The sequence below is a fragment of the Streptomyces sp. NPDC006294 genome (genome assembly GCF_042870895.1).
Lineage (GTDB): Bacteria > Actinomycetota > Actinomycetes > Streptomycetales > Streptomycetaceae > Streptomyces.
Window position 1 is genome coordinate 54132 of the sequence record NZ_JBIAHV010000021.1, and the last position, 21424, is coordinate 75555.

The following is a 21424-nucleotide window of genomic DNA, read 5'->3' on the forward strand; positions in this document are numbered from 1 at the left end:
CGCCCCATTGTCCCGCCCCGCGCCCCCTCAGCCCCGCAGCCCTCAGATGTCAGAGCACGGCCGTCACCGTCCCCGCGCCCACCGTCCGACCGCCCTCGCGGATCGCGAAGCCGAGCCCCGGCTCCAGCGGTACGTCCCGGCCCAGCTCGACGGTCACGGAGACCGTGTCGCCGGGCCGTGCCACACCCGCCTCCCCGAGGTCGATGTCGCCGACGACGTCCGCGGTGCGAATGTGGAACTGCGGCCGGTAGCCCGTGGACACCGGTGTGGCCCGGCCGCCCTCGCGGGCGGAGAGCACATGGACCCGCGCCGTGAAGCGCCGGCTCGGCGCGACACTGCCGGGCGCGGCGACCACATGGCCGCGCCGGACCTGGTCGCGGTGGACGCCGCGCAGCAGCATCGCCACGTTGTCCCCCGCCTCCGCGGACTCCATCGGCCTGCCGAAGGTCTCCAGACCGGTCACCACCGTCTCGGTGTCCGCCCCGAGCACCTGGACCCGGTCGCCGACGCGCACGGTGCCCCGCTCGACGGCTCCGGTGACGACGGTGCCGCGCCCGGTGATGGTGAGGACGTTCTCCACCGGGAGCAGGAACGGCGCGTCGGTGTACCTGACCGGCATCGGCACGTACGTGTCGACGGCGTCGAGCAGCGCCTCGATCGCGGCGGTCCAGCGCGGGTCGCCCTCGAGCGCCCGCAGCCCGGAGACGCGTACCACGGGCACGGCGTCGCCGCCGTAGCCGTGCGCGGTCAGGAGGTCGCGGACCTCGAGCTCCACCAGGTCGGTCAGCTCGTCGTCGCCCGCGTCGGCCTTGTTGAGGGCGACGACGACGTGGTCGACGCCGACCTGGCGGGCGAGCAGTACGTGCTCCGCGGTCTGCGGCATGACGCCGTCGAGCGCGGACACGACGAGGATCGCCCCGTCGAGCTGCGCGGCGCCGGTGACCATGTTCTTGACGTAGTCGGCGTGGCCCGGCATGTCCACGTGGGCGTAGTGGCGGGTGTCGGTCTCGTACTCGACGTGCGCGATGTTGATGGTGATGCCGCGACTGGCCTCCTCCGGCGCCCGGTCGATGCGGTCGAACGGCACGAAGACGCCGGTCCCGCGCCCGCTGAGGACCTTGGTGATGGCGGCGGTCAGGGTGGTCTTGCCGTGGTCGACGTGGCCCATGGTGCCGATGTTGAGGTGCGGCTTGGTCCGCACGTATGCCGTCTTGGGCATGACGAGGTCGTTCCTTCCCGGAACTCGAAGTGTGTCGGGACCCCTGGGCCCGCCGACCCTCCCCCTGCGGGGTCCGCGGACAATCCGGGAAGGGTCAGCCTCGGGCGCCGCCGAAGGGCGCCGCGGCGGCGCCGGCCGCACTGACGGCGGCCTTTGCGACCGCGGTCTCGGCCACTGCGACTGCGACTGCGAGTGCGACTGCGACGACCTCAGTCGCGGGAAACGCGGCAGCCTTCGGCGCGTCCGCGACTGCGGACGGCGCTGCGAGGAAGGCGTACCGGAACATGCGTCGATGATCGCCCCTGCCCCCGGGCGGCGTCGAGCGGTTTTCGGGCGACGGGCAGTCGTCCGGGGCCTACCCCGTCACAGATGCTTGAGCGCCTCCCGCACGGAGAGCGGCGACAGCCGCCCCCGCGCGCCGTCGACGAACTCCCGTACCGCGTCGGGGTCCGTTCTGGCGTACTCCCGCAGCGCCCAGCCGATGGCCTTGCGGATGAAGAAGTCCGGGTGGTCGGCCCGGCGGAGGCAGTAGCGGAACAGGCGTGCGCCGTCCGTCGCCTCCCGGTAGCGCAGTTGGTGCAGGAGCGCCGTGCGGGCCACCCATATGTCGCCGTCGTCGATCCATGCGTCCATGACGCGTCCGAGCGCCGGGTCTGCGGCCACCAGTGGTCCGACGACGTGCACGGCGAGCATGTCGACGGTGTCCCACCACGGCACGGTGGTGATCAGCCGGTGCGCCACGGGCAGGAAGCCGGAGGAGCAGCGGCCGACGTGGCGCCGCAGATAGTCGGCGGCGAAGTAGTGGTACTCGCGCTCGGGCAGGGCCCAGCAGCGCAGCGCGACGGCCGTGCAGTCCGCCTCGTCGGGCCGGGGAGTGCCGGCGAGGACGGTGCGGGACAGGGCCCGGCGTTCGGGTGTGGGGATGCCGAGGAACGGGGCGGCGCCCTTCATGTACGCGACGGCCCGCGCGGCCCTTGCCTCGTCCGCCGCGGCCGGATACACGGCGACGAGCCGTTCCATGACGGTGTCGGCGAGATCGCTGCGCGGTACGGCGTCCGGTACGGCGTGCGTCATACGGCACACATTACGGCGATCACATACCGGTGTCGGCTAGTCTCCCCGGATGCTCGACCTCGTCCCCCGGCCGGCGTCCGCCCTCGCCGCCCGCTGCTCCAGGGTCCTGTTCTCACCCTGGTCCCGGCTGTCCCTTCTCGCAGTGCTGCTCGCCTCCGCCGCGGTGACGGTCGTGCTCTTCGAGCCGCAGATTCTGCTCTCCGCGGGCTGGCCGCAGTTGAGCGGTCCGGCGGCCGTGGTGCTGTACGGCGTGGGGTACGGGGTGTGCACGGCCGCGTTCGTGCCGCGGCCCATCCTCAATCTGGCGGCGGGCGCGCTGTTCGGCTCGCAGGCCGGGCTCGTGGCGGCGCTCGCCGGCACGGTGCTGGGGGCCGGGATCGCCTTCGCCCTGGGCCGGGTGCTCGGTCAGGACGCGCTCCGCCCGCTGCTGCGGGGGCGGTGGCTGGAGGCCGCAGACGGGCAGCTCAGCCGGCACGGTTTCCGTTCCATGCTGGCGATACGGCTGTTCCCGGGCATACCGTTCGCCGCCGCCAACTACTGCGCGGCCGTCTCCCGCATGGGCTACCTGCCCTTTCTCCTGGCGACCGGCCTCGGCTCGATCCCGAACACGGCGGCGTACGTGGTCGCGGGCAGCCGGGCCGGGTCGCCGACGTCGCCGGCGTTCCTGATCGCGATGGGGTTCATCGTGGTGACGGGGCTGGCGGCCGCGACGGTCGCCTGGACCAAGCGCCACCGGATGCGCGGCGCCGGGCACCGCCCCGCGCAGGCGCCCTCCGCCCCGGCCGCGGACCGGGGCCCCCTGGAGCCGGTCGTGGCCCACGGCCCCGCCGTCTGACGAGGCCGCCCACCACCGCGTGGCGGGCCCGCCGGACAGGGCCTGCCGCAAGCGCTTCACTCAAGGGCGCTACGCTGCCACCCGGCGCGGGCCCGCTGACGTACGTGAGTCGTCACTCGCGGGTCACGTGCCTTCGTGCTCCTGACAGACCGTGACCAGCCTTGGGTGGCATAGCTTTCATGTCTTGGTTCGAATCATTCATCCTCGGGCTCGTCCAGGGGCTGACGGAGTTCCTCCCCATCTCCTCGAGCGCGCATCTGCGGCTCACCGCCGCGTTCGCCGGCTGGCACGACCCGGGGGCCGCGTTCACCGCGATCACCCAGATCGGCACGGAGACGGCCGTCCTCATCTACTTCCGCAAGGACATCGGCAGGATTCTGTCGGCCTGGTTCCGCTCGCTCACCGACAAGGCGATGCGCGGCGACCACGACGCCAGGATGGGCTGGCTGGTGATCATCGGTTCGGTGCCGATCGGTGTGCTGGGCCTCACGCTCAAGGACCAGATCGAGGGCCCGTTCCGTGATCTGCGGCTCATCGCCACGACTCTGATCGGCATGGGCATCGTCCTGGGCATCGCGGACCGGCTCGCCGCCCGGGACGAGGCCGGCGGCCGCCACCGGGTGGTCAAGGAGCGCAAGACGCTGAAGGACCTGAGCGTGCGGGACGGCCTCATCTACGGCGTCTGCCAGGCGATGGCCCTGATCCCGGGGGTTTCCCGCTCCGGCGCGACCATCAGCGGCGGCCTGCTGATGGGCTACACCCGCGAGGCGGCGGCCCGTTACTCGTTCCTGCTGGCGATCCCGGCCGTGCTCGCCTCCGGCCTGTTCGAACTGAAGGAGGCCGGCGAGGGCCATGTGTCGTGGGGACCGACGATCTTCGCGACCTTCGTCGCCTTCGGCGTGGGCTACGCGGTGATCGCCTGGTTCATGAAGTTCATCACGACGCGAAGCTTCATGCCGTTCGTGACCTACCGGATCGTCCTCGGCATCGTGCTCTTCATCCTGATCGGCATGGGTGTGCTGAGTCCGCACGCGGGCGAGTCGGCCGGCTGAGCCGCCGGCGTCCGGCCGTCTCCGAGGACCGGGCGCACACGGCCCCAACGCCCCGACGCCCTCCTCGCACCGTGATGCTCCCGGTGGGAAGAGGGCCGGCGGTGCGGCGGATCCCGGCAGATCCCGATGTGGATCAGACGTCGATCGCACCGAGCTGCTGCAACAGACCGAGGTCGTCGAGGTTCCACCAGCTCTCAGCGATCTTCCCGCCTTCGCACCGGAAGGTTGCGTGGCCGGTTCCCGAGATCTCCCGGCCGGTGGCCTCCATGCCCTGGTACGTACCCACGTGACGTCCCTTGTAGGTCGCCCGTACACACACCGTGTCACCCTCGGCCACCAGGTTCTCGATGGTGGTCACCGGTTCGAACGCCTCGATGGTTTCCTTGTTCTCGGCCTTGGCCTGCGCGAGCCCCAGATCGTACGAGGACAGGCCCGGGTCGTGCTCCCGGTAGTCGTCCGTGCATATTCCGTCCGCGGCGTCGACGTTCCTCGCGTTGATCACGTTCTCGAAGAAGCTGCGGACCACGATCTTGTTCAGCTGCTCGTCCCGCATGACGTCGAGGTCCGTGAAGGACGGCTCGCCCTCGCACAGAGCCACCATCTCGCGGAAGATCCGGTCGGTCTCCGGCAGCTGCGAGTTCTTCATCGCCTCCTCGTAGGAAGGGAATTCCACGATTTCGACCACATGGGTCGAGTCCGCACGGTCACGCCCCACGATCGAGTGGGTGGCCGTCCGCTTGCCCTGCGTCGACTCGATCCAGGTGTCCATCAACCTGTTCAACTCATCGGCCCTGCTGGTCCTGCAGTCTATGACCTGCATGAATGTCATGACTTCTCCCAGTGTTCGGAGAGTTCGAGACATCTTCAGGCTATGCCCGGCCCCTGACGCCTGCCAGGTTGGTCGACGGCCGCCGTCCGCTCCCGTGCCGTTTCCAGGGCACGTCCCGCCCATGGACTCTGGTACGCGCCGGGCGCCCGAGGGTCAGGCTTCGCGGGATCCCTCGTACATCGCGTCGATGGCCCGGGCGTGCGTGCGCTCCACGACGGGGCGTTTGACCTTGAGGCTCGGGGTGAGTTCGCCGTGTTCGACGTCGAGGTCGCGCGGGAGCACCGAGAACTTCTTGATGGTCTGCCAGCGCTGCAGGTCACCGTTGACGCGCTGGACGAAGCCGTCGATCAGCTCGTGGACCTGGGGTGAGGAGACGACGTCGGCGTAGCTGCGGCCGCCGAGGTCGTGGGATGCCGCCCACGGCATGATCACGTTCTCATCGAGGGCGATCAGGGCGGTGCAGAAGTTGCGGCCGTCGCCGATGACCAGGATGTTGCTGACGAACGGGCAGACCGCCTTGAAGCGGCCCTCGATCTCGGTGGGCGCCACGTACTTGCCGCCCGAGGTCTTGAACACGTCTTTCTTGCGGTCGGTGATCCGGAGGAAGCCGTCCTTGTCGACCTCGCCGATGTCGCCGGTGCGGAACCAGCCGTCGCTCTCCAGGACCTCGGCGGTCTTCTCCGGAAGGTTGTGGTAGCCGCGCATGATGCCGGGGCCTCTCAGGAGGACCTCGCCGTCCTGGGCGATGCGGATCTCGGTGCCGGGCAGTGGCGTGCCCACCGTGCCGATCCGGTGGCCCTCGGCGGGGTTGACGGTGCAGGCCGCGCTGGTCTCCGTCAGGCCGTAGCCCTCGAAGACGTGCACACCGGCGCCGGAGAAGAAGTAGCCGATGTCCGGGGCGAGGGCGGCGCTGCCGGAGACGCTGCCGCGCAGATTGCCGCCGAAGGCCGCGCGGATCTTGCCGTACACCAGCCGGTCGGCGACGGCGTGCTGAACGGCGAGCGGCAGGGGCACCCGGCGTTTCCCGGTCGCCACGGTGCTTTCCTGGCCGATCCTGGCGTAGTCGCGGGCGACCTTCGCCGCCCAGAGGAAGATCTTGTACTTGGCGCCGCCCTCGGCTCTCGCTCTGCCGGCGATGCCGTTGTAGACCTTCTCGAAGATCCGCGGCGCGGACGCCATCACGGTCGGCCGGACCGCGGGCAGGTTGGTGACGATGCGCTCGACGCGCCCGTCCACGGCCATCACATGCCCGGTCCTGATCTGCCCGGAGATCAGGGCCTTGCCGAAGACGTGGGACAGGGGCAGCCACAGGAACTGCACATCGTCGGGGCGCAGCAGTCCGCTGACCTCCTGTGCGACGCCCTGGTACGACCAGCAGTCGTGCACGAGGCGCACGCCCTTGGGCGGGCCGGTCGTGCCGGACGTGTAGATGAGGGTGGCGAGGTGCTCCGGCTCGATGGCCCGCACCGCCTGCTCGATCGCGTCCGGGTGCTCTTCCAGGTACGCGGTCCCGCGCTGCTCCAGCTCGGCGAGGGACAGTACCTCGAGCCCCTCGACCGGCGGGATGTCCGCTCCGGGGTCGAAGACGACCGCGTGGCCGAGTTCGGGCAGCCGGTCCCTGTGGGCGACCACCTTGGCGAGCTGTGCGGCGTCCTCGACGAAGATCGCCCGGCTGCCTGAGTCGGAGAGGATGTGCACCGTCTCGTCGGCGTTGGTGCTGGGGTAGACGGCGGTCGCGGCGGCCCCCGCGCACATCACGCCCAGGTCGGCCAGGATCCACTCGACCCGGGTGGAGGAGGAGATCGCCACGCGCTCCTCGCGCCGCATCCCGAGGGCGAGCAGCCCGGCCGCGATCGCCCTGACGCGCTCGGCGGTCTGCGCCCAGGTCAGTGAGCGCCACTCCTCGGCGCCGGACGCACCGTCACCGGCCGGCACGGGGTAGCGGTAGGCCTCGCCGCCGGGTGTGGCCTCGACTCTGGAGAGAAACAGGTGCGCCACGGAAACCGGACGGCTTTCAAGAAGGGACTGCGCGGAACTCACATTGACCTCCGGGCCCTGGTGCGCCCATCGACGACTTGTTGGCTGACGAGTAACTCGAAAGTAGGGGTGAGACCAGAGGGCAAGTCCCCCCGCCGCGTAAGGGCCAAGACCCTCAGGGAGGACCGCCGGCGGCACCGAAACCGCTGACGACGCCTTCAGGAACCCGGCGCGTGACCGGGCCGGGGGGCGGGCGACGCCGGACCGGTGGCCGACGGAGGGACGGCGGGCGGCGCCGTCCAACTCCCGAGCAGCCGCAACGCGCTGTCCGCACGCGGGTCAGGCGCGGTGAAGACGACCAGGGACCGGCCCTCGTCCCCGGGCAGTGACAGGGTCTCGTACGCCAGGTCGAAACCGCCGACCAGCGGATGCCGGAAGCTCTTGGTGCCGTACGACTTCTCCCCCACCTCCTGCGCCGCCCACAGTGCCCGGAACTGCGGGCTGCGGCGGCTCAGTTCCGTGACGACCCGGCCCAGTCGCGCGTCACCGGGGCGACGGCCGGCGGAGAAGCGCAGAAAGCCCACGGTCTGCCGCGCCACGTCGTTCCACCGCGGATACAGGTCGCGGGCAGAGGCGTCGAGGAAGACGTGATGCGCGAGGTTCGAGGGCGCGGGCGATGCTCCGCCGGGGCCTCCGAGGAGGGCGCGGGCCAGGTCGTTGGCGGCGAGGACGTCCATCGCAGGCCCCAGAAGATACGCGGGAACGGCCCCCACAGCGGCGAGCAGACGGTGCAGGTCCTCCCGTACGACCATGCCCGGCACGGCCCCGGCGTCCCCGAAGTCCCCGTCCTGGGCGGCGCCTTGGACGGGACCTGCCGGGAACGGCGCCGCCCTGCGGACCGCCCGGCGCGCGAGGTCGTACAGGTGTGTCCGTTCGGTCGGATCGAGCCGCAGCACGCGTGCCAGGGCGTCCAGCACGGCGTCGGACGGGTTGCGGGCCCGGCCCTGCTCCAGCCGTGTGTAGTAGACGACGCTGACGCCCGCGAGGTCGGCCACCTCTTCCCGGCGCAGCCCCGCGACCCGGCGCCGGCCGACGACGGGGAGACCGGCCGCTCCGGGGGCCACCCGGGAACGCCGTGCCTTGAGGAAGGCGCCGAGCTCGCTGGCTTGGTTCATGAGGGCCAGTATGGGCCGCTGCGGAGCCCGGCAGCCTGTCCCTGTCAGTACCCCCCTGCGGCCTGTGCGGTCCCGCCCCCCCCTCTCGGCCTGGTACTCGCCGAGTAATGGCTCCGCGCCCACCGCGCCGCGACTGTGGACCCGGGTGCGGATCCGCACCCCGCCGCCCGGCGTCCGAAGGAGCCGGACGGCGCACGGACATGCGACACGACAAGGGCGGCGGGAAAATGCGCGCGGTGGTCTTCTCCCAGTACGGCGACGAGAACGTGCTGGAACTCACGGAACGGCCCGAACCGGCTCCGGCGGACGGAGACGTGCTGGTGGAGGTCAAGGCGGCGGGAGTGAACCCGGTCGACTGGAAGCACCGCGAAGGAGAGGTACGCAACGACCGGCCCTTCCCGCTGGGGATGGGCTGGGACGTCGCGGGCGTGGTGCGGGGCACCGTGCCGGGCGGCCCGGCGGTCGGTGAGGCCGTCCACGGCATGCTCCCGCTGCCGTACGGGGGCGCCTACCAGGAGCTGTGCGTCCTGCCGGCCTCCGCTGTGGCGCCCAAGCCGGCCAGCCTCTCCTACGCGGAGGCCGCCGCCGTGCCCCTGGCCGCCCTGACCGCCTGGCAGGCGCTGGAGACGGCGAAGGCGACGGTCGGCATGCGCGTTCTGGTGCACGCCGGTGCGGGCGGGGTGGGGCACTTCGCCGTGCAACTCGCCCGGCACCTCGGGGCACACGTCACGGCCACCGCCTCGGCGCGCAATCTGGGGTTCCTGCGCCGGCTGGGTGTCGACGAGCCGGTGGACCGCGCGACGGCGGACCTGGCGGCCGGGGAACCGTTCGACGTCGTCCTGGACACCGTCGGCGGCCCGGTGCAGCACGCCTCGTGGCGGCTCCTGCGGCCCAGCGGCACGCTCATCACGCTGCCCGAGCCGGTGGACGAGGCGCACCGCGTCCCCGGCGTCACGGCCCACCGCGTCGTCGTCGCTCCCGACGGTGCGGCGCTGCGCAGGATCGGCGCGCTCATCGACTCCGGCGCCGTGCACGTCGAGGTCCAGTCGGTCCTCCCGCTGGCGAAGGCCGCCGAGGCCCACCGGCTGAGCCGTGCGGGCCGGGTGCGCGGAAAGCTGGTCCTCAGCCTCTGAAGCCGCCCTGAAGTCCGGACCGCCCGGGCCCTCTTCGGCCTGTGGAGTGGTTCATGAAATTCATCACTACGAAGAGCGCCAGGAGGGTGCTTCAGGCCGTTCGTGATCTCCCGCATCCTGCCTGGAATCCCGCTGTTCGCGCTGGTGGGAGCGGGGGCACTCGGTCCGCGCGCCGGTGCGTCGGGCGGCTGGGCCGCCGGTCGGCGGTGCAGACGTGGCCGATGCCAGGCCGTAACCTTGCAGGCATGTCCCCCTTTCCCCGCGAGTCCAAACCCGAAACCTTGATGTCCGCGTCCGAGCTGAACACCCGGATCCGAGAGCTGTGGGCCGACGGCGCGCTGCCCGAGGACCGGCGCCCGGAGTACGAGGCACTGGTGGTGGAGTGGGCTGCCGCGGCACACGAGGACGTACGGCCCGCCGCCTAGCAGCGGTTAGCCTGGGCGCACGATGAACCGTCTGACCACGTCATGGGGCGCCCCCGAGCTCGCCCGTTTCCCCGAGGACCCGCGCGACCCGCTTCGCGCCTGGGACGCCGCCGACGAGTATCTGCTGCGGCAGCTGCACGGCGCCGACGAAGCCCCGCCCACCGACCTGTCGGGCACGGTGGCCGTCGTGGGCGACCGGTGGGGGGCGCTGGTCACCTCGCTCGCGGCCCGTACGAGCGGGCCGGTCACCCAGATCTCCGACTCCTTCCTCGGGCAGCAGGCGACCCGCGCCAATCTGGCCCGCAACGACGTGGACGCCGGCGCCGTGCGACTGCTCACCGCCCGGCAGGAGCCGCCGGAGCGCGTGGACGTGCTGCTGGTCCGGGTGCCGAAGAGCCTCGCGCTGCTGGAGGACCAGCTGCACCGCCTGGCGCCCGCCGTGCACGCGGACACCGTCGTCATCGGCGCGGGCATGGTCACGGAGATCCACACGTCCACGCTCAAGCTGTTCGAGCGCATCATCGGACCGACCCGCACGTCCCTCGCGGTGAAGAAGGCCCGGCTGATCTTCTGCACGCCGGACCCGGCCCTCCCCCGCACTCCGAGCCCCTGGCCGCGGCGGTACGCCCTGCCGTCCGACACCGGCGTTCTGGCGGGCCGGACGGTGACCAATCACGCCGGCATCTTCTGCGCCGAGCGCCTCGACATCGGCACCCGCTTCTTCCTGCGCCACCTGCCGCCGAGCCGGGGCGCCGAGCGCGTCGTGGACCTGGGCTGCGGCAACGGCGTGGTCGGTACGGCGGTGGCGCTGGCCAACCCGGACGCGGCCGTGACGTTCACGGACGAGTCCTTCTCGGCGGTGGCCTCGGCGGAGGCGACCTTCGCGGACAACGTCCCGTCGGGCACGGCCGAGTTCCTGGTCGGGGACGGCCTCTCGGCTCTCCCCGACGCGACGGTGGACCTCGTACTGAACAATCCGCCGTTCCACTCGCACCGGGCGACGACCGACACGGCGGCCCGGCGGATGTTCGCCGACGCGCGCCGTGCGCTGTCTCCCGGCGGCGAGCTGTGGGTCGTCGGCAACCGCCACCTCGGCTACCACGTGCGGCTGAAGCGGCTGTTCGGCAACTGCGAAGTGGTCGCGAGCGACCCGAAGTTCGTGGTTCTGAAGGCCGTACGGCGCTGAGCCCCGCCGCGCGTCCGGAGCGCTGCGCCGCCGGCGCGGGCGGGTGCGGTTTTCCGGCCGGTCGCCGCCGGCCGGCCGACACAGTCCCGCACGGCCCTTGGCCCTGCGGTCGGCCTCACCGAGACTGACCCGATGACACAGCGCGTGGATCTCGCGACCGTGATGGACAGACTCGCCCTCGACGACGTGGTCACCGGCTACGCCGCAGCCGTCGACGACGGCGACTGGGACGCCTACCGGGCACTGTTCACGGCGGACGGTCGGGCCGACTACCGCGCGTCCGGGGGCATCGAGGGGCCGGCCGACGAGGTCGCCCAGTGGCTCTCCCGGACGATGCGGCACTTTCCCGTACGCCAGCATCTGATCGTCAACCGGCGGGTGACCATCGACGACACGGACGGGTATCCGGGCGAGCGGGCGGAGGTGCGGGCGGACTACCTCAATCCGATGCGGACCGGGTCGGGGGAGGACTTCGTCTCCGGCGGCCGCTACCGCTTCGGCATGGCGCGGGCGGCGGAAGGCTGGCTGCTGCGCTCCGTGGTGACCGAGGAGAAGTGGCGGCGTACCGGGACGGGAGGCGCCCCGGAAGGGGGCTGAGGCGCGGGAGGCGCACTGTCCGCCGGGGCCGATCTTCGCGCACACTTGGGATGAACGGCTCGGGGCCCCTCGAGGCCGGACGAGGAGGCGCGGCATGCGGATTCCGGTCGGCGGTCGGGTGCACAGGAAGCGGCGGGACGGGCGGCACGACGCCGCCGCCCTCGGGTCGCCCGGGGCGCGCGGCGCCGCCGCGCTCCTCGCCGGAGCCCTGCCCGCACTGGCCTTCCCGGAGCCGTCGCTGTGGTGGTTCGCCCATCTGGCGCTGGTGCCGTGGATGCTGCTGCTGCGCAGCGCGCCCACGGCCCGCCGGGCGGCGGTCGAGGGCTGGCTCGGCGGCGCCGGTTTCATGGTCGCGGTCCACCACTGGCTGCTGCCGAGTCTCCATGTCTTCCTGCTGGTGCTGGCGGCCCTGTTCGGGCTGCTGTGGGCGCCGTGGGGCGCTCTGGTGCACCGGATGCTCGGCGGCGGTCCGTCGACGGGCCGCGCGGCGGCGGCCGTCGCCGCCGTCCCGGCGGGCTGGCTGATGATCGAGCTGGTCCGTTCCTGGGAGGGTCTGGGCGGCCCGTGGGGGCTACTGGGCGCGAGTCAGTGGGATGTGCCGCCGGCGCTGCGGCTGGCCTCGGTCGGCGGCGTCTGGCTGGTGAGCCTGCTGGTGGTGGCCGTCAACACGGTGGCCGTGCTGCTGGTGGCGGTCCGGTCGGCCCGCAGGCCGGCGGTGGCGGGGGCCGTCGTGTGTGCGACGGCTGTCACGTCGGCGTGGGTGTGGGCGCCGGTGCCGCGCGAGTCGGACCGGGTGCGGATCGCCGTGGTCCAGCCTGGGGTGGTCGGCGGCATGCTGAGCGCGGAGCGGCGCTTCGACCGGGGTGAGGAGCTGACCCGGGAGCTGGCGGGGAGCGATCCCGACCTGGTGGTCTGGGGTGAGAGCAGCGTCGGGGCGGACCTGCCCCGGCGGCCGGACCTGGCCGACCGGCTGGCCGCCCTGTCCCGTGAGGTCGGGGCCCCGGTCCTGGTCAATGTGGACGCCCGCAGCGAGAGTGCGTCGGGGCCGCCGGGGATCTACAAGAGTTCGGTGCTCGTCGGTCCGGACGGCCCGACCGGGGACCGGTACGACAAGATGCGGCTCGTCCCCTTCGGGGAGTACATCCCGGCCAGGTCCGTACTGGGCTGGGTCACGTCGGTCGGCAGGGCGGCGGGCGAGGACCGGCTGCGCGGGGAGTCCCCCGTGGTGATGGGGCTGCCGGACAGCGGTGTGCGGCTGGGGCCGCTGGTCTGCTTCGAGTCCGCCTTCCCCGACATGAGCAGGCGGCTGACGAGGGACGGCGCGCAGGTGCTGGTCGCCCAGTCGGCGACCTCGTCGTTCCAGGGCAGCTGGGCCCCCGAGCAGCATGCGTCGCTGGCGGCGCTGCGGGCGGCGGAGAGCGGCCGGCCGATGGTGCACGCCACGCTCACCGGCGTGAGCGCCGTGTACGCGGCGGGCGGTGCACAGGCCGGCCCCACGCTCCCCACCGACGCGAGCACCGCGGCGGTGTACGACTTGCCCCTGACGAGCGGCACGACGCTGTACGTCCGCTACGGGGACTGGCCGGTGTACGCGTCGCTGGCGCTGCTGGCGGCGCTGGGCGCCGCAGGCGGCGTACGGGCGCTCAGGCGGCCTGCTGCTCCAGGGCCAGCCGGACCACCCGCTCGCACAGCTCGTGAGTCCTCAGCGCGTCCTGTGCGCTGAGGAGCTTCCCGGCGCGCACGGCGTCGAGGAAGCTGTGCACCGCCTGTTCGATGCCGCGCTGGCGGGCCACCGGCACCCAGTCGCCGCGCCGCCGGACGCTCGGCTGGCCCTTGTGGTCGACGATCTCCGCGAGGTTGCGGACCTCGCGCTTGGAGTCCTGCCCGGAGACCTCGAGGATCTCCTCGGCCGAGCCGCTCATCCGGTTCATGGTGCCGATGGCGGTGAATCCGTCGCCGGACAGCTGGAGGACGACGTGGTGCATCAGCCCGTCGACCATCCGCGCCCGCACGTCGGTGTGTTCGACGGGTCCGGGGACGAGGAAGCGCAGGGTGTCCACGACGTGGATGAAGTCGTCGAGGACCAGGGTGCGGGGGTCCTCGGGGAGGCCGACGCGGTTCTTCTGCATGAGGATCAGCTCGCGCGGGTGCTCGGCGCACTGCGCGTAACCGGGGGCGAGCCTGCGGTTGAAGCCGACGGCGAGGCTGGTGCCGCGTTCCTCCGCGAGGGCCACCAGCCGTTCGGAGTCGGCCAGTTCATAGGCGAGCGGCTTGTCGACGTAGGTGGCGACGCCGGCGTCGAGCAGCCGGGTGACGATCTCGGCGTGGGCGGAGGTCGGCGCGTGGACGAACGCGGCGTCGAGGCCCTGGGCGAGGAGGGAGTCGAGGTCGGCGTGGCACCGGGCGGCGGGGATGTGGTGGGTCTCCGCCGTACGGGCCAGGGTGGCCTGCGTCCGGGTCTGCAGGTGCAGTTCGGCCCCGGGCAGGGTGGTGAGCACCGGCAGGTAGGCCTTGCGCGCGATGTCGCCGAGACCGATGCAGCCGATCTTCACGGTGCCCCCTCACATGTCCGGCCGGGTCAGTGCCGTGCCGGTCGTCCTTCGTGCCCGCCGTTCTCGGCGTGCGCGTCCTGTGCTTCGGCAGCATACGTCCGCTGGGGCGGGCGCCAGTCGGCGATGCCGTCGAAGGTCCTGAGCACGACGCCGGGGCCGAGCCGGGAGACCGCGGACATCAGGGTGTCGCGGACGGCGACGGCGGGCCTGCCGGTCAGCGACATCAGCCGGGCGACCTGCGCCGACTTGCGGACGATGCCCATGGTGCGCGGCAGCCGGTCGGCGCTGTACGCGGCGAGCCCGGCGCCCAGGTCCTGGCCGGCGGCCGCGTGGTGGGCGAGGACGATCGCGTCCTCGATGGCCTGGTTGCCGCCCTGCCCGAGGGTCGGGGCCATGGCGTGCGCCGCGTCGCCGAGCAGCACGGTACGGCCGCGGTGGAAGGCGGGGAGGGACGTGGTCATGTGGTGGACGTCGTTGCGCAGGACGCCGCCGGGCTCGGCGGCGGCGATGACGCCGGGCACCGGGTCGTGCCAGTCGCCGAACCGGCGCAGCAGCTCGGCCTGTTCACCGCCGGCACCGTGGGCGCCCGGGGGCGCCACGGCGGCCGCGTAGGCGTAGATCCGGCCGTCCTTGAGGGGCTGGGTGCCCCAGAGCGCTCCGGCGCCCCAGGTCTCGTGGGGTTCGAAGGGCCGCTCGGGCGCGGGGACGACCGTGCGCCAGGTGGTGAAGCCCGCGTAGGCCGGGCCGGGGTGGCGGGGGAAGAGGGCGCGGCGGACGGCGGAATGGATGCCGTCGGCGCCGATGACGAGGTCGGCCTCGATGTCGCCGTCGGGTGTGGTGACCCGGGCCGCGTGGCCGCCGGCGGTTCCGGCGTCCGCCAGTTCGCCGGGGCAGCCGGTCCTGACCGCTCCCTCGGGCAGCCGCCGGGCGATGCGGTCGATCAGGGTGGCGCGGTGGACGAGGACCAGGGGCCCGCCGAATCGTTCGGCGGCGGCGGTGCTGTCGGTGCGCGACAGCCAGCGGCCGGACGGGTTGCGCATCCCGCCGGGGCCCTGCCAGGCCGCCAGGGCGCGGATCTCGTCGCCGAGGCCGATGACGTCGAGCGCGCGCTGGGAGTTGGGGGCGAGTCCGATGCCCGCGCCGACCGGGTCCAGCGAGCGGGCCCGCTCGAGGACGGTGACCTGCCAGCCGCTCTGGCGCAGGGCGACGGCCGCGGTGAGGCCGCCGATCCCGCTGCCGACGACGACTGCGTGGGCGGTGGTACGGGATGCGGGCATGGCTGCTCCTCCTCGGCGACTACACCTGTAGTGACACCCCATACGCTACTACAGCTGTAGTGACGAAGGTAGATTGGCCCGATGGCCGCACGCACCGCCCCTTCCGGCGCCCCACGGGCAGAACTGATCGCCGACACCGCGCTCGCGCTCCTCGCCGAGCGCGGGATGCGAGGGCTCACCCACCGCGCCGTCGACGAGGCGGCCGGGTTGCCGCAGGGCTCGACCTCCAACCACGCCCGCACCCGCCAGGCCCTGCTGGAGGCGGCGGTGCGCAGGCTGGCGGAGCGTGAGGCGGCCGTCCTGACCGTGACGGAGATGCCGGCCTCGCTCGGGGGCGAGGACCGGGGCGGGAGGACGCTCCTCGACGGCCTGGCGCTGGCCCTGCACCGCTATTTGACGGAGCACTCCGGACTCCTCGTCGCCCGCTACGAACTGGCCCTGGAGGCCACCCGGCGACCGGAGCTGCGCGAGTTCTACGACCGGACCGGCGGCCGGTTCCGCGGCCCGCTGGTGGCGATGATGGCGGAGGGTGGATCGCCGGAGCCGGAGCGGCACGCGCTGACCCTGATCGCCTGGTGCGAGGGGCTGATGTTCTCCTGTGCGGCCGGCTCGTACCACGCGGCCGTGCCCAGCCGGGAGGAGCTGCGCACCGGCTTCGCGGAACTGCTGCGCGGGATGCTGGGTCCGCGGGCCGCGGACCTCGCATAAGCGGACCTCGCATAACCCGTGGCAGCGCCGCTCCCCCGTGCCGCAGGATGACCGCCATGACAACCGACGAACGCACCGAGCCGTCCACCACGGCCGCCGAGCGGGACATGCTCGAAGGCTTCCTGGACTTCCACCGCGAGACGCTGCTCGTGAAGTGCGCGGGTCTGTACGACGAACAGCTGCGACGGGCTGTGCTCGCGCCCTCGAAGCTCACGCTCCTGGGCCTGGTGCGCCATCTCACCGGGGTCGAACGCTACTGGTTCCGCCAGATCATGGAGGGCCAGGAGCTGCCGGACCTCTACGCCACCGAGCACGACCGGGACGGGGACTTCCGGGTCAGCGACCGGGACACCTGGGCCCGGACGCACGAGACCTGGCTCACCGAGGTCGCCCGGGCCCGCGAGGTCTCGGCCGCGCACGGCCTCGACGACATCAGTGCCTCCCGGGGCCGCCACCCCGAGGGCTTCAGCCTGCGCTGGATCCTCACGCACATGATCGAGGAGTACGCACGGCACAACGGCCACGCCGACCTGCTGCGCGAGCACCTCGACGGCGTCACCGGCGAGTGAGCGCGGCGGCGCCCGCTCACCCCGCCCGCAGAGTGCGCTCCAGCCGGTCGATGGCGGCACGCACCCCGGCGCCGTAGCCGTCGTCGCCCAGGGCGTTCGTGGACGCGCGCGCCCGGTCCAGATGGGCGCGCGCCTCCCCCCTGCGGCTCAGCTTGACGTAGTCCGCGGCGAGGTTCAGGTGGAGCGAGGGGTACAGCGCGCGCACCGCCAGGGACTGCCCGTGCCGGGCGAGCCGCTCGTCGCTCAGTCCGTCGGCCGCCGACAGGGCCCGCAGGTCCCAGGCCAGTTCGTCCGCCGGGTCGTCCTGGACGTCCGCCATGCAGTGGGCGAGGGTGCAGCGGTGGAGGGCGTCGCCCTCCTCGCCGATCTCCGCCCAGAGCAGGGCGAAGCGATTGCGTGCCTCCTCGCGGTCCCCACCGTGCAGCAGCATCATCGCCTGACCGATCCGGGTCATGACGATGTCCTGCGACGTCTCCCGCTGCTCCGTCACTGTGGCCTCCTCGTCCGCACGGCGAACCGCTGGTCCCGACAGACGACGCTAGCGGTCGTGGCGGCAGAACCTCCTCAGGCTCGGGCGCCGGACGGGCGCCTGTCAGCCGGTCGCGCGAACCGCTCAGCCGATGTCGGGGATCCGCCAGTCGATCGGCTGGTGCCCCTGGGCCGCGACCGCTTCGTTCATCTGCGTGAAGGGGCGGGAGCCGAAGAACCTCTTCGCGGACAGCGGCGAGGGGTGGGCGCCCTTCACCACGGCGTGCCGCTCCTCGTCGATGAGCGGCAGCTTCTTCTGCGCGTAGTTGCCCCACAGGACGAAGACGGCCGGGTCGGGCCGGGAGGCGACCGCGCGGATCACCGCGTCGGTGAACTTCTCCCAGCCCTTGCCCTTGTGCGAGTTGGCCTCGCCGGCCCGGACGGTCAGCACCGCGTTGAGCAGCAGGACGCCCTGGCGCGCCCACGGCATCAGATAGCCGTTGTCCGGGACGGGGTGGCCGAGCTCGGCCTGCATCTCCTTGTAGATGTTCCGCAGCGACGGCGGCGTCTTGACGCCCGGCCGCACGGAGAAGCACAGGCCGTGGCCCTGACCCTCCCCGTGGTACGGATCCTGGCCGAGGACGAGCACCTTCACCTGCTCGTACGGCGTGGCCTCCAGTGCGGCGAAGACCTCCGCGCTCGGCGGGTACACCGGCCCGTTCGCCCGCTCCTTCTCGACGAACTCGGTGAGCTCCTTGAAGTACGGCTTCTGCAGCTCTTCGCCGAGGACGCCGCGCCAGGACTCGGGCAACATGTCGGTGTCGGTCACGTCAACAACCTCCGTCTGTCGGTAGGTTCCGAGATCGGGGAACCCAGATCTCAGAACCTACCGGGAAGCACTGACAGCCCGGCCGCTACCAGCTGGCCTTGCGGTACAGCTCCCACACCTGCATGACGGTCTGCGGGTCGAGGGCGCGCTCGCCGCCGCCGATCTCCTCGCTGGCCGCCACGTACAGCTTGCCCTGCCACAGCGGCAGCAGACGCACGTCGTCGACGAGGATCTCCTGGGCCTTCTCGAACTGCTGGGTGACCGCGCCGCGGTCGCTCTCGCGGCGGGACTGCACCAGCTGCTCGGTGATCTCGGGCGCCTCGTACGGCGTGCCGAGCACGTTGTTCGGGCCGACGAACGGCGCGATGAAGTTGTCCGGGTCCGGGAAGTCGGGGAACCAGCCACGGCCGAAGACGGGGTACTTGCCGCCCTGGTAGCCCTTCTGGAACTCGTCCCACGGCTTGCCCTGGATGGTGACCTTGAACAGTCCGGAGGCCTCGAGCTGCCGCTTGATCTCGGCGAACTCCCCCGCCGTCGCGGAGCCGTAGCGGTCGGTGGTGTACCAGAAGTTCAGCGGCACGGGGTCCGTGATGCCCGCGTCCTCGAGGATGGCCTCCGCCTTGGCCACGTCCGGCTCGCCGTACCGGTCGAAGAACTCGGTGGTGTGCCCGGCGATGCCCTTGGGGACCATCGAGTACAGCGGCTCCGCGGTGCCCCTGTAGACCTTCTCGACGAGCGTGTCGCGGTCGATGACCTGCGCGATCGCGCGTCGGACGGCCAGCTTGCCGGCGTTCGGGTCGGAGGGGTTGAAGACCAGGTAGCGGATGTCGGCGCCGACCGTCTCCACGAGCTGGAGGTGGTCGTTCTCCGGCTTCTTCTCCTGGAGCTCGACGACCTGCTCGGCGGTCAGACCGCGGTTTATGGCGTCGATCTCGTGCTTCTTGAGGGCCGTCATCATGACGGCGGAGTCCTCGAAGTAGCGGATCGTCACCACGTCGTTCTTGATCTTCGCGAAGCCCTTGTACTTGGCGAACCGGGTCAGCTCCGCGCTGTCGCCCTTCTTGTACGAGTCGAGGGCGTACGGACCGGAGCCCGTCAGCCTGCCGTCCTCCCGCAGCTTGTCGGCCGGGTACTCGGAGGGCGGCACGATCGACATGGCCGGGGTGGCGAGGATGAACGGGAACGTGGCGTCGGCCGTCTTGAGGTGGAAGGTGACGACGCGGTCGCCCTTCGTCTCGACCCGGTCCAGGGAGCCCAGCAGACCGTTCGGACCACCCTGCACGTCGATGGTCCGGATGCGGTCGATGGAGTGCTTCACCGCGGCGGCGTCGAGCTTGTCGCCGTTGGTGAACGACAGGCCCTCGTGCAGCTCGCACTCGAAGGTCTTGTTGCCGGTGTCGGCGAAGCGGCAGTCCGCGGCGTCCGGCTGCGGCACGGTGCTCCCCGTCGGGAAGCTCACCAGTGTCTGGAAGACGTTCCGGTACAGCTCCCACGATCCGTCCCAGGCGGCGGCCGGGTCGAGCGTACTGGGCTCACTGGTCGTGCCGACGGAGATCTTCTGTTCACGGTCGGCGCCGTCGTCCGAGAGCAGGCCGCACCCTGCCAGCAGAGATATGGACGCTAGGGCTGCAGTGGCCTGCAGACAGGTCCGGTAGAACACGCGCACGCTCCTCGTTCAGCCATGGGTCGGCGAACCATACCGCAGCGCCCCGCCGGGGCAATGTACAGGCCCGGCGGGGCACTTGGATCAATCAGGGACAAACCACCCAAGGGCGGCCCGCCGACTCTCAGTGGACTCCCGCGTTGAGGAAGATACCGCCGTCCACGACGAGCGTCTGCCCCGTGATCCAGTCCGACTGCTCGGAGGTGAGGAAAGCGGCGGCGCCGCCGATGTCGGCCGGCACGCCGAGCCGCCCCAGCGGGTAGGCCGCGGCCGCCTCCGCCTCCCGGCCCTCGTAGAGCGCCTCGGCGAACTTGGTCTTGATGACCGCGGGCGCGATGGCGTTGACCCGCACGCTCGGCGCGAGCTCGTGGGCGAGCTGGAGGGTCAGATTGATCATGGCCGCCTTGCTCATGCCGTACGCCCCGATGAAGGGGGACGCCGAGACGCCCGCGACGGAGGCGATGTTCACGATCGCACCGCCGTTCTCCTTCTGCCACGCCTTCCACGTCTGCTGCGCGAAGCCGAGTGCGGAGATCACGTTGGTCTCGTAGACCTTGCGCGCCACACCCAGGTCGAGCTCGGCGATGGGGCCGAAGACCGGGTTGGTGCCGGCGTTGTTCACCAGGTAGTCGACCCGGCCGAACGCCTCCATGGTGCGCTCGACGGCGGCCGCCTGGTGGGCCTCGTCGTGGGCCTTGCCCGCGACCGCGATGACCCGGTCGGCGCCGAGCCGCTCCACGGCCTCCTTCAGCGCCTCCTCGCCGCGGCCGGTGATGCACACCCGGTCGCCGCGCGCGATCAGCGCCTCCGCGATGCCGTATCCGATACCCCGGCTCGCCCCGGTGACCAGCGCGACCTTGCCGCTGTCCGGCGCCTGCTCCGCCCCTGCTGCCTGTGCTGCCATGTCGTTCGTACCCCGATTCAGTTGAGCGGGCCGCCGGCCACGTACATGACCTGGCCGGAGACGAAGCCGGCGTCGTCGCCGGTGAAGAAGGCGATCGCATTCGCGATGTCGTCGGGCCGGCCGACGCGCTGGACGGGGATCTGGGTCGCGGCGGCGGCCTGGAACTCCTCGAAGCCCATGCCCACGCGGGCCGCGGTCTGCGCGGTCATCTCGGTGACGATGAAGCCGGGGGCGACGGCGTTGGCGGTGATGCCGAACTTGCCGAGCTCCTTGGCGAGGGTCTTCGTGAAACCCTGCAGACCGGCCTTGACGGCCGAGTAGTTGGCCTGACCGCGGTTGCCGAGCGCCGAGGAGGAGGACAGGGAGACGATCCGGCCGAAGCCGGCGTCGACCATGTGCTTCTGGCAGGCCTTGGCCATCAGGAACGCGCCCTTGAGGTGCACGTTCATCACGGTGTCCCAGTCCGACTCACTCATCTTGAAGAGCAGGTTGTCGCGGAGCACGCCGGCGTTGTTGACGAGGATCGTCGGCGCGCCGAGCTCGGCGGCGACGCGCGCCACGGCGGTCTCCACCTGGGCGGCGTCGGAGACGTCGCAGCCCACCGCGATGGCCTTGCCGCCCGCCGCGGTGATCTTCTCGACGGTGTCCTTGCAGGCCGCCTCGTCGAGGTCGAGCACGGCTACGGCGCGGCCCTCGGCCGCGAGCCTGATGGCGGTGGCGGCGCCGATGCCGCGCGCGCCTCCGGTCACGACAGCCACACGCTGCTCGGTGGTGGACATTCTGGTTCTCCTCGCCCTTGAAGCCCGTCAATCCCTGTGCCGGCGGCCACGCGGCGCCCTATCGCTGAGCGACCGCTTAGTACCTTCGGCAGACAGGACGCTAGAAGCCCTGGCACGCGGTGTCAACGGCACCGGGGCCGGGCGGCGCATGTCACATCGACCGGCCCTCGTCC

General features: G+C 71.9%; 21 protein-coding genes and 1 pseudogene. 10 read left to right on the plus strand and 12 right to left on the minus strand.

Translation table 11 applies throughout. The annotated features are described in order from the left end of the window. Positions 1-49 precede the first annotated feature (49 nt). A complete protein-coding gene (gene tuf, locus ACFYOP_RS29820; protein WP_356896895.1) occupies positions 50-1219 on the minus strand; it encodes an elongation factor Tu in 1170 nt (389 codons plus the stop codon). Positions 1220-1582: 363 nt separating this feature from the next. Beyond that, positions 1583-2293 (minus strand): DNA alkylation repair protein, encoded by a 711-nt coding sequence (locus ACFYOP_RS29825; protein ID WP_356896897.1) that lies wholly within the window; start codon positions 2291-2293, stop codon positions 1583-1585. Positions 2294-2342: 49 nt separating this feature from the next. Here ACFYOP_RS29825 and ACFYOP_RS29830 point away from each other — a divergent pair, with 49 nt between their 5' ends. Continuing rightward, positions 2343-3128 (plus strand): TVP38/TMEM64 family protein, encoded by a 786-nt coding sequence (locus tag ACFYOP_RS29830; RefSeq protein ID WP_356896899.1) that lies wholly within the window; start codon positions 2343-2345, stop codon positions 3126-3128. 179 nt (positions 3129-3307) lie between these two features. Beyond that, positions 3308-4180, plus strand: coding sequence for an undecaprenyl-diphosphate phosphatase (locus tag ACFYOP_RS29835; RefSeq protein WP_356896901.1), 873 nt, complete (start codon positions 3308-3310; stop codon positions 4178-4180). A gap of 133 nt (positions 4181-4313) precedes the next feature. On the opposite strand, the gene ACFYOP_RS29840 is transcribed toward ACFYOP_RS29835, so the two are convergent. The 3 genes from ACFYOP_RS29840 to ACFYOP_RS29850 all read right to left on the minus strand — a co-directional run bounded on the left by ACFYOP_RS29840 (position 4314) and on the right by ACFYOP_RS29850 (position 8161). Beyond that, a complete protein-coding gene (locus tag ACFYOP_RS29840) occupies positions 4314-5009 on the minus strand; it encodes an ester cyclase (RefSeq protein WP_356896903.1) in 696 nt (231 codons plus the stop codon). Between the two features lie 153 nt (positions 5010-5162). Continuing rightward, positions 5163-7049, minus strand: a complete 1887-nt coding sequence (locus ACFYOP_RS29845) for an AMP-dependent synthetase/ligase (RefSeq protein WP_356896905.1) — start codon at positions 7047-7049, stop codon at positions 5163-5165. 155 nt (positions 7050-7204) lie between these two features. Then, positions 7205-8161, minus strand: coding sequence for a helix-turn-helix transcriptional regulator (locus ACFYOP_RS29850; RefSeq protein WP_356896907.1), 957 nt, complete (start codon positions 8159-8161; stop codon positions 7205-7207). 227 nt (positions 8162-8388) lie between these two features. Between ACFYOP_RS29850 and ACFYOP_RS29855 the strand changes: the two genes are divergently transcribed. The 6 genes and pseudogenes from ACFYOP_RS29855 (at position 8389) to lnt (ending at position 13225) form a co-directional block, all read left to right on the plus strand. Beyond that, entirely contained in the window at positions 8389-9294 is a 906-nt protein-coding gene (locus ACFYOP_RS29855) for an NADP-dependent oxidoreductase (RefSeq protein ID WP_356897048.1), read from the plus strand. A 41-nt stretch (positions 9295-9335) separates the two neighbouring features. Then, a pseudogene (locus ACFYOP_RS29860) lies at positions 9336-9483 on the plus strand (undecaprenyl-diphosphatase); the annotation flags it as partial. Between the two features lie 56 nt (positions 9484-9539). Continuing rightward, positions 9540-9719: a hypothetical protein gene (locus tag ACFYOP_RS29865; protein WP_356896909.1), complete on the plus strand. Its 180-nt coding sequence runs from the start codon at positions 9540-9542 to the stop codon at positions 9717-9719. A gap of 22 nt (positions 9720-9741) precedes the next feature. Beyond that, positions 9742-10905 (plus strand): methyltransferase, encoded by a 1164-nt coding sequence (locus ACFYOP_RS29870; RefSeq protein WP_356896911.1) that lies wholly within the window; start codon positions 9742-9744, stop codon positions 10903-10905. 132 nt (positions 10906-11037) lie between these two features. Continuing rightward, positions 11038-11502, plus strand: coding sequence for a nuclear transport factor 2 family protein (locus tag ACFYOP_RS29875; RefSeq protein ID WP_356896913.1), 465 nt, complete (start codon positions 11038-11040; stop codon positions 11500-11502). 94 nt (positions 11503-11596) lie between these two features. Next, positions 11597-13225, plus strand: a complete 1629-nt coding sequence (gene lnt, locus ACFYOP_RS29880) for an apolipoprotein N-acyltransferase (RefSeq protein ID WP_356896915.1) — start codon at positions 11597-11599, stop codon at positions 13223-13225. Here lnt and ACFYOP_RS29885 read toward each other — a convergent pair. After that, on the minus strand, positions 13146-14054 hold the full coding sequence (locus ACFYOP_RS29885) for a Gfo/Idh/MocA family oxidoreductase (RefSeq protein ID WP_356896917.1): 909 nt from the start codon (positions 14052-14054) through the stop codon (positions 13146-13148). The genes lnt and ACFYOP_RS29885 overlap by 80 nt on opposite strands. A 26-nt stretch (positions 14055-14080) precedes the next feature. After that, positions 14081-15331, minus strand: a complete 1251-nt coding sequence (locus ACFYOP_RS29890; protein WP_356896919.1) for an FAD-dependent monooxygenase — start codon at positions 15329-15331, stop codon at positions 14081-14083. A gap of 81 nt (positions 15332-15412) precedes the next feature. Here ACFYOP_RS29890 and ACFYOP_RS29895 point away from each other — a divergent pair, with 81 nt between their 5' ends. After that, positions 15413-16039, plus strand: a complete 627-nt coding sequence (locus ACFYOP_RS29895; RefSeq protein WP_356896921.1) for a TetR family transcriptional regulator — start codon at positions 15413-15415, stop codon at positions 16037-16039. 47 nt (positions 16040-16086) lie between these two features. Continuing rightward, positions 16087-16608, plus strand: a complete 522-nt coding sequence (locus tag ACFYOP_RS29900; RefSeq protein ID WP_356896923.1) for a DinB family protein — start codon at positions 16087-16089, stop codon at positions 16606-16608. Between the two features lie 16 nt (positions 16609-16624). Here ACFYOP_RS29900 and ACFYOP_RS29905 read toward each other — a convergent pair whose 3' ends face one another. The 5 genes from ACFYOP_RS29905 to fabG all read right to left on the minus strand — a co-directional run bounded on the left by ACFYOP_RS29905 (position 16625) and on the right by fabG (position 21251). Then, complete coding sequence (locus ACFYOP_RS29905; RefSeq protein WP_356896925.1) at positions 16625-17098, minus strand: hypothetical protein; 474 nt, start codon at positions 17096-17098, stop codon at positions 16625-16627. Between the two features lie 123 nt (positions 17099-17221). Further along, positions 17222-17905: a uracil-DNA glycosylase gene (gene ung, locus ACFYOP_RS29910; RefSeq protein ID WP_356896927.1), complete on the minus strand. Its 684-nt coding sequence runs from the start codon at positions 17903-17905 to the stop codon at positions 17222-17224. An 85-nt stretch (positions 17906-17990) separates the two neighbouring features. Then, on the minus strand, positions 17991-19565 hold the full coding sequence (locus ACFYOP_RS29915; RefSeq protein WP_356896929.1) for an ABC transporter substrate-binding protein: 1575 nt from the start codon (positions 19563-19565) through the stop codon (positions 17991-17993). A gap of 127 nt (positions 19566-19692) precedes the next feature. Next, positions 19693-20472 carry an SDR family oxidoreductase gene (locus tag ACFYOP_RS29920; RefSeq protein ID WP_356896931.1) on the minus strand — a complete coding sequence of 260 codons (780 nt, stop codon included), beginning with the start codon at positions 20470-20472 and terminating at the stop codon, positions 19693-19695. Positions 20473-20489: 17 nt separating this feature from the next. Continuing rightward, the gene (gene fabG, locus ACFYOP_RS29925; protein WP_356896933.1) at positions 20490-21251 is read right to left on the minus strand and encodes a 3-oxoacyl-ACP reductase FabG; all 762 of its coding nucleotides are present in this window, start codon (positions 21249-21251) and stop codon (positions 20490-20492) included. Between the last annotated feature and the right edge of the window lie 173 nt (positions 21252-21424).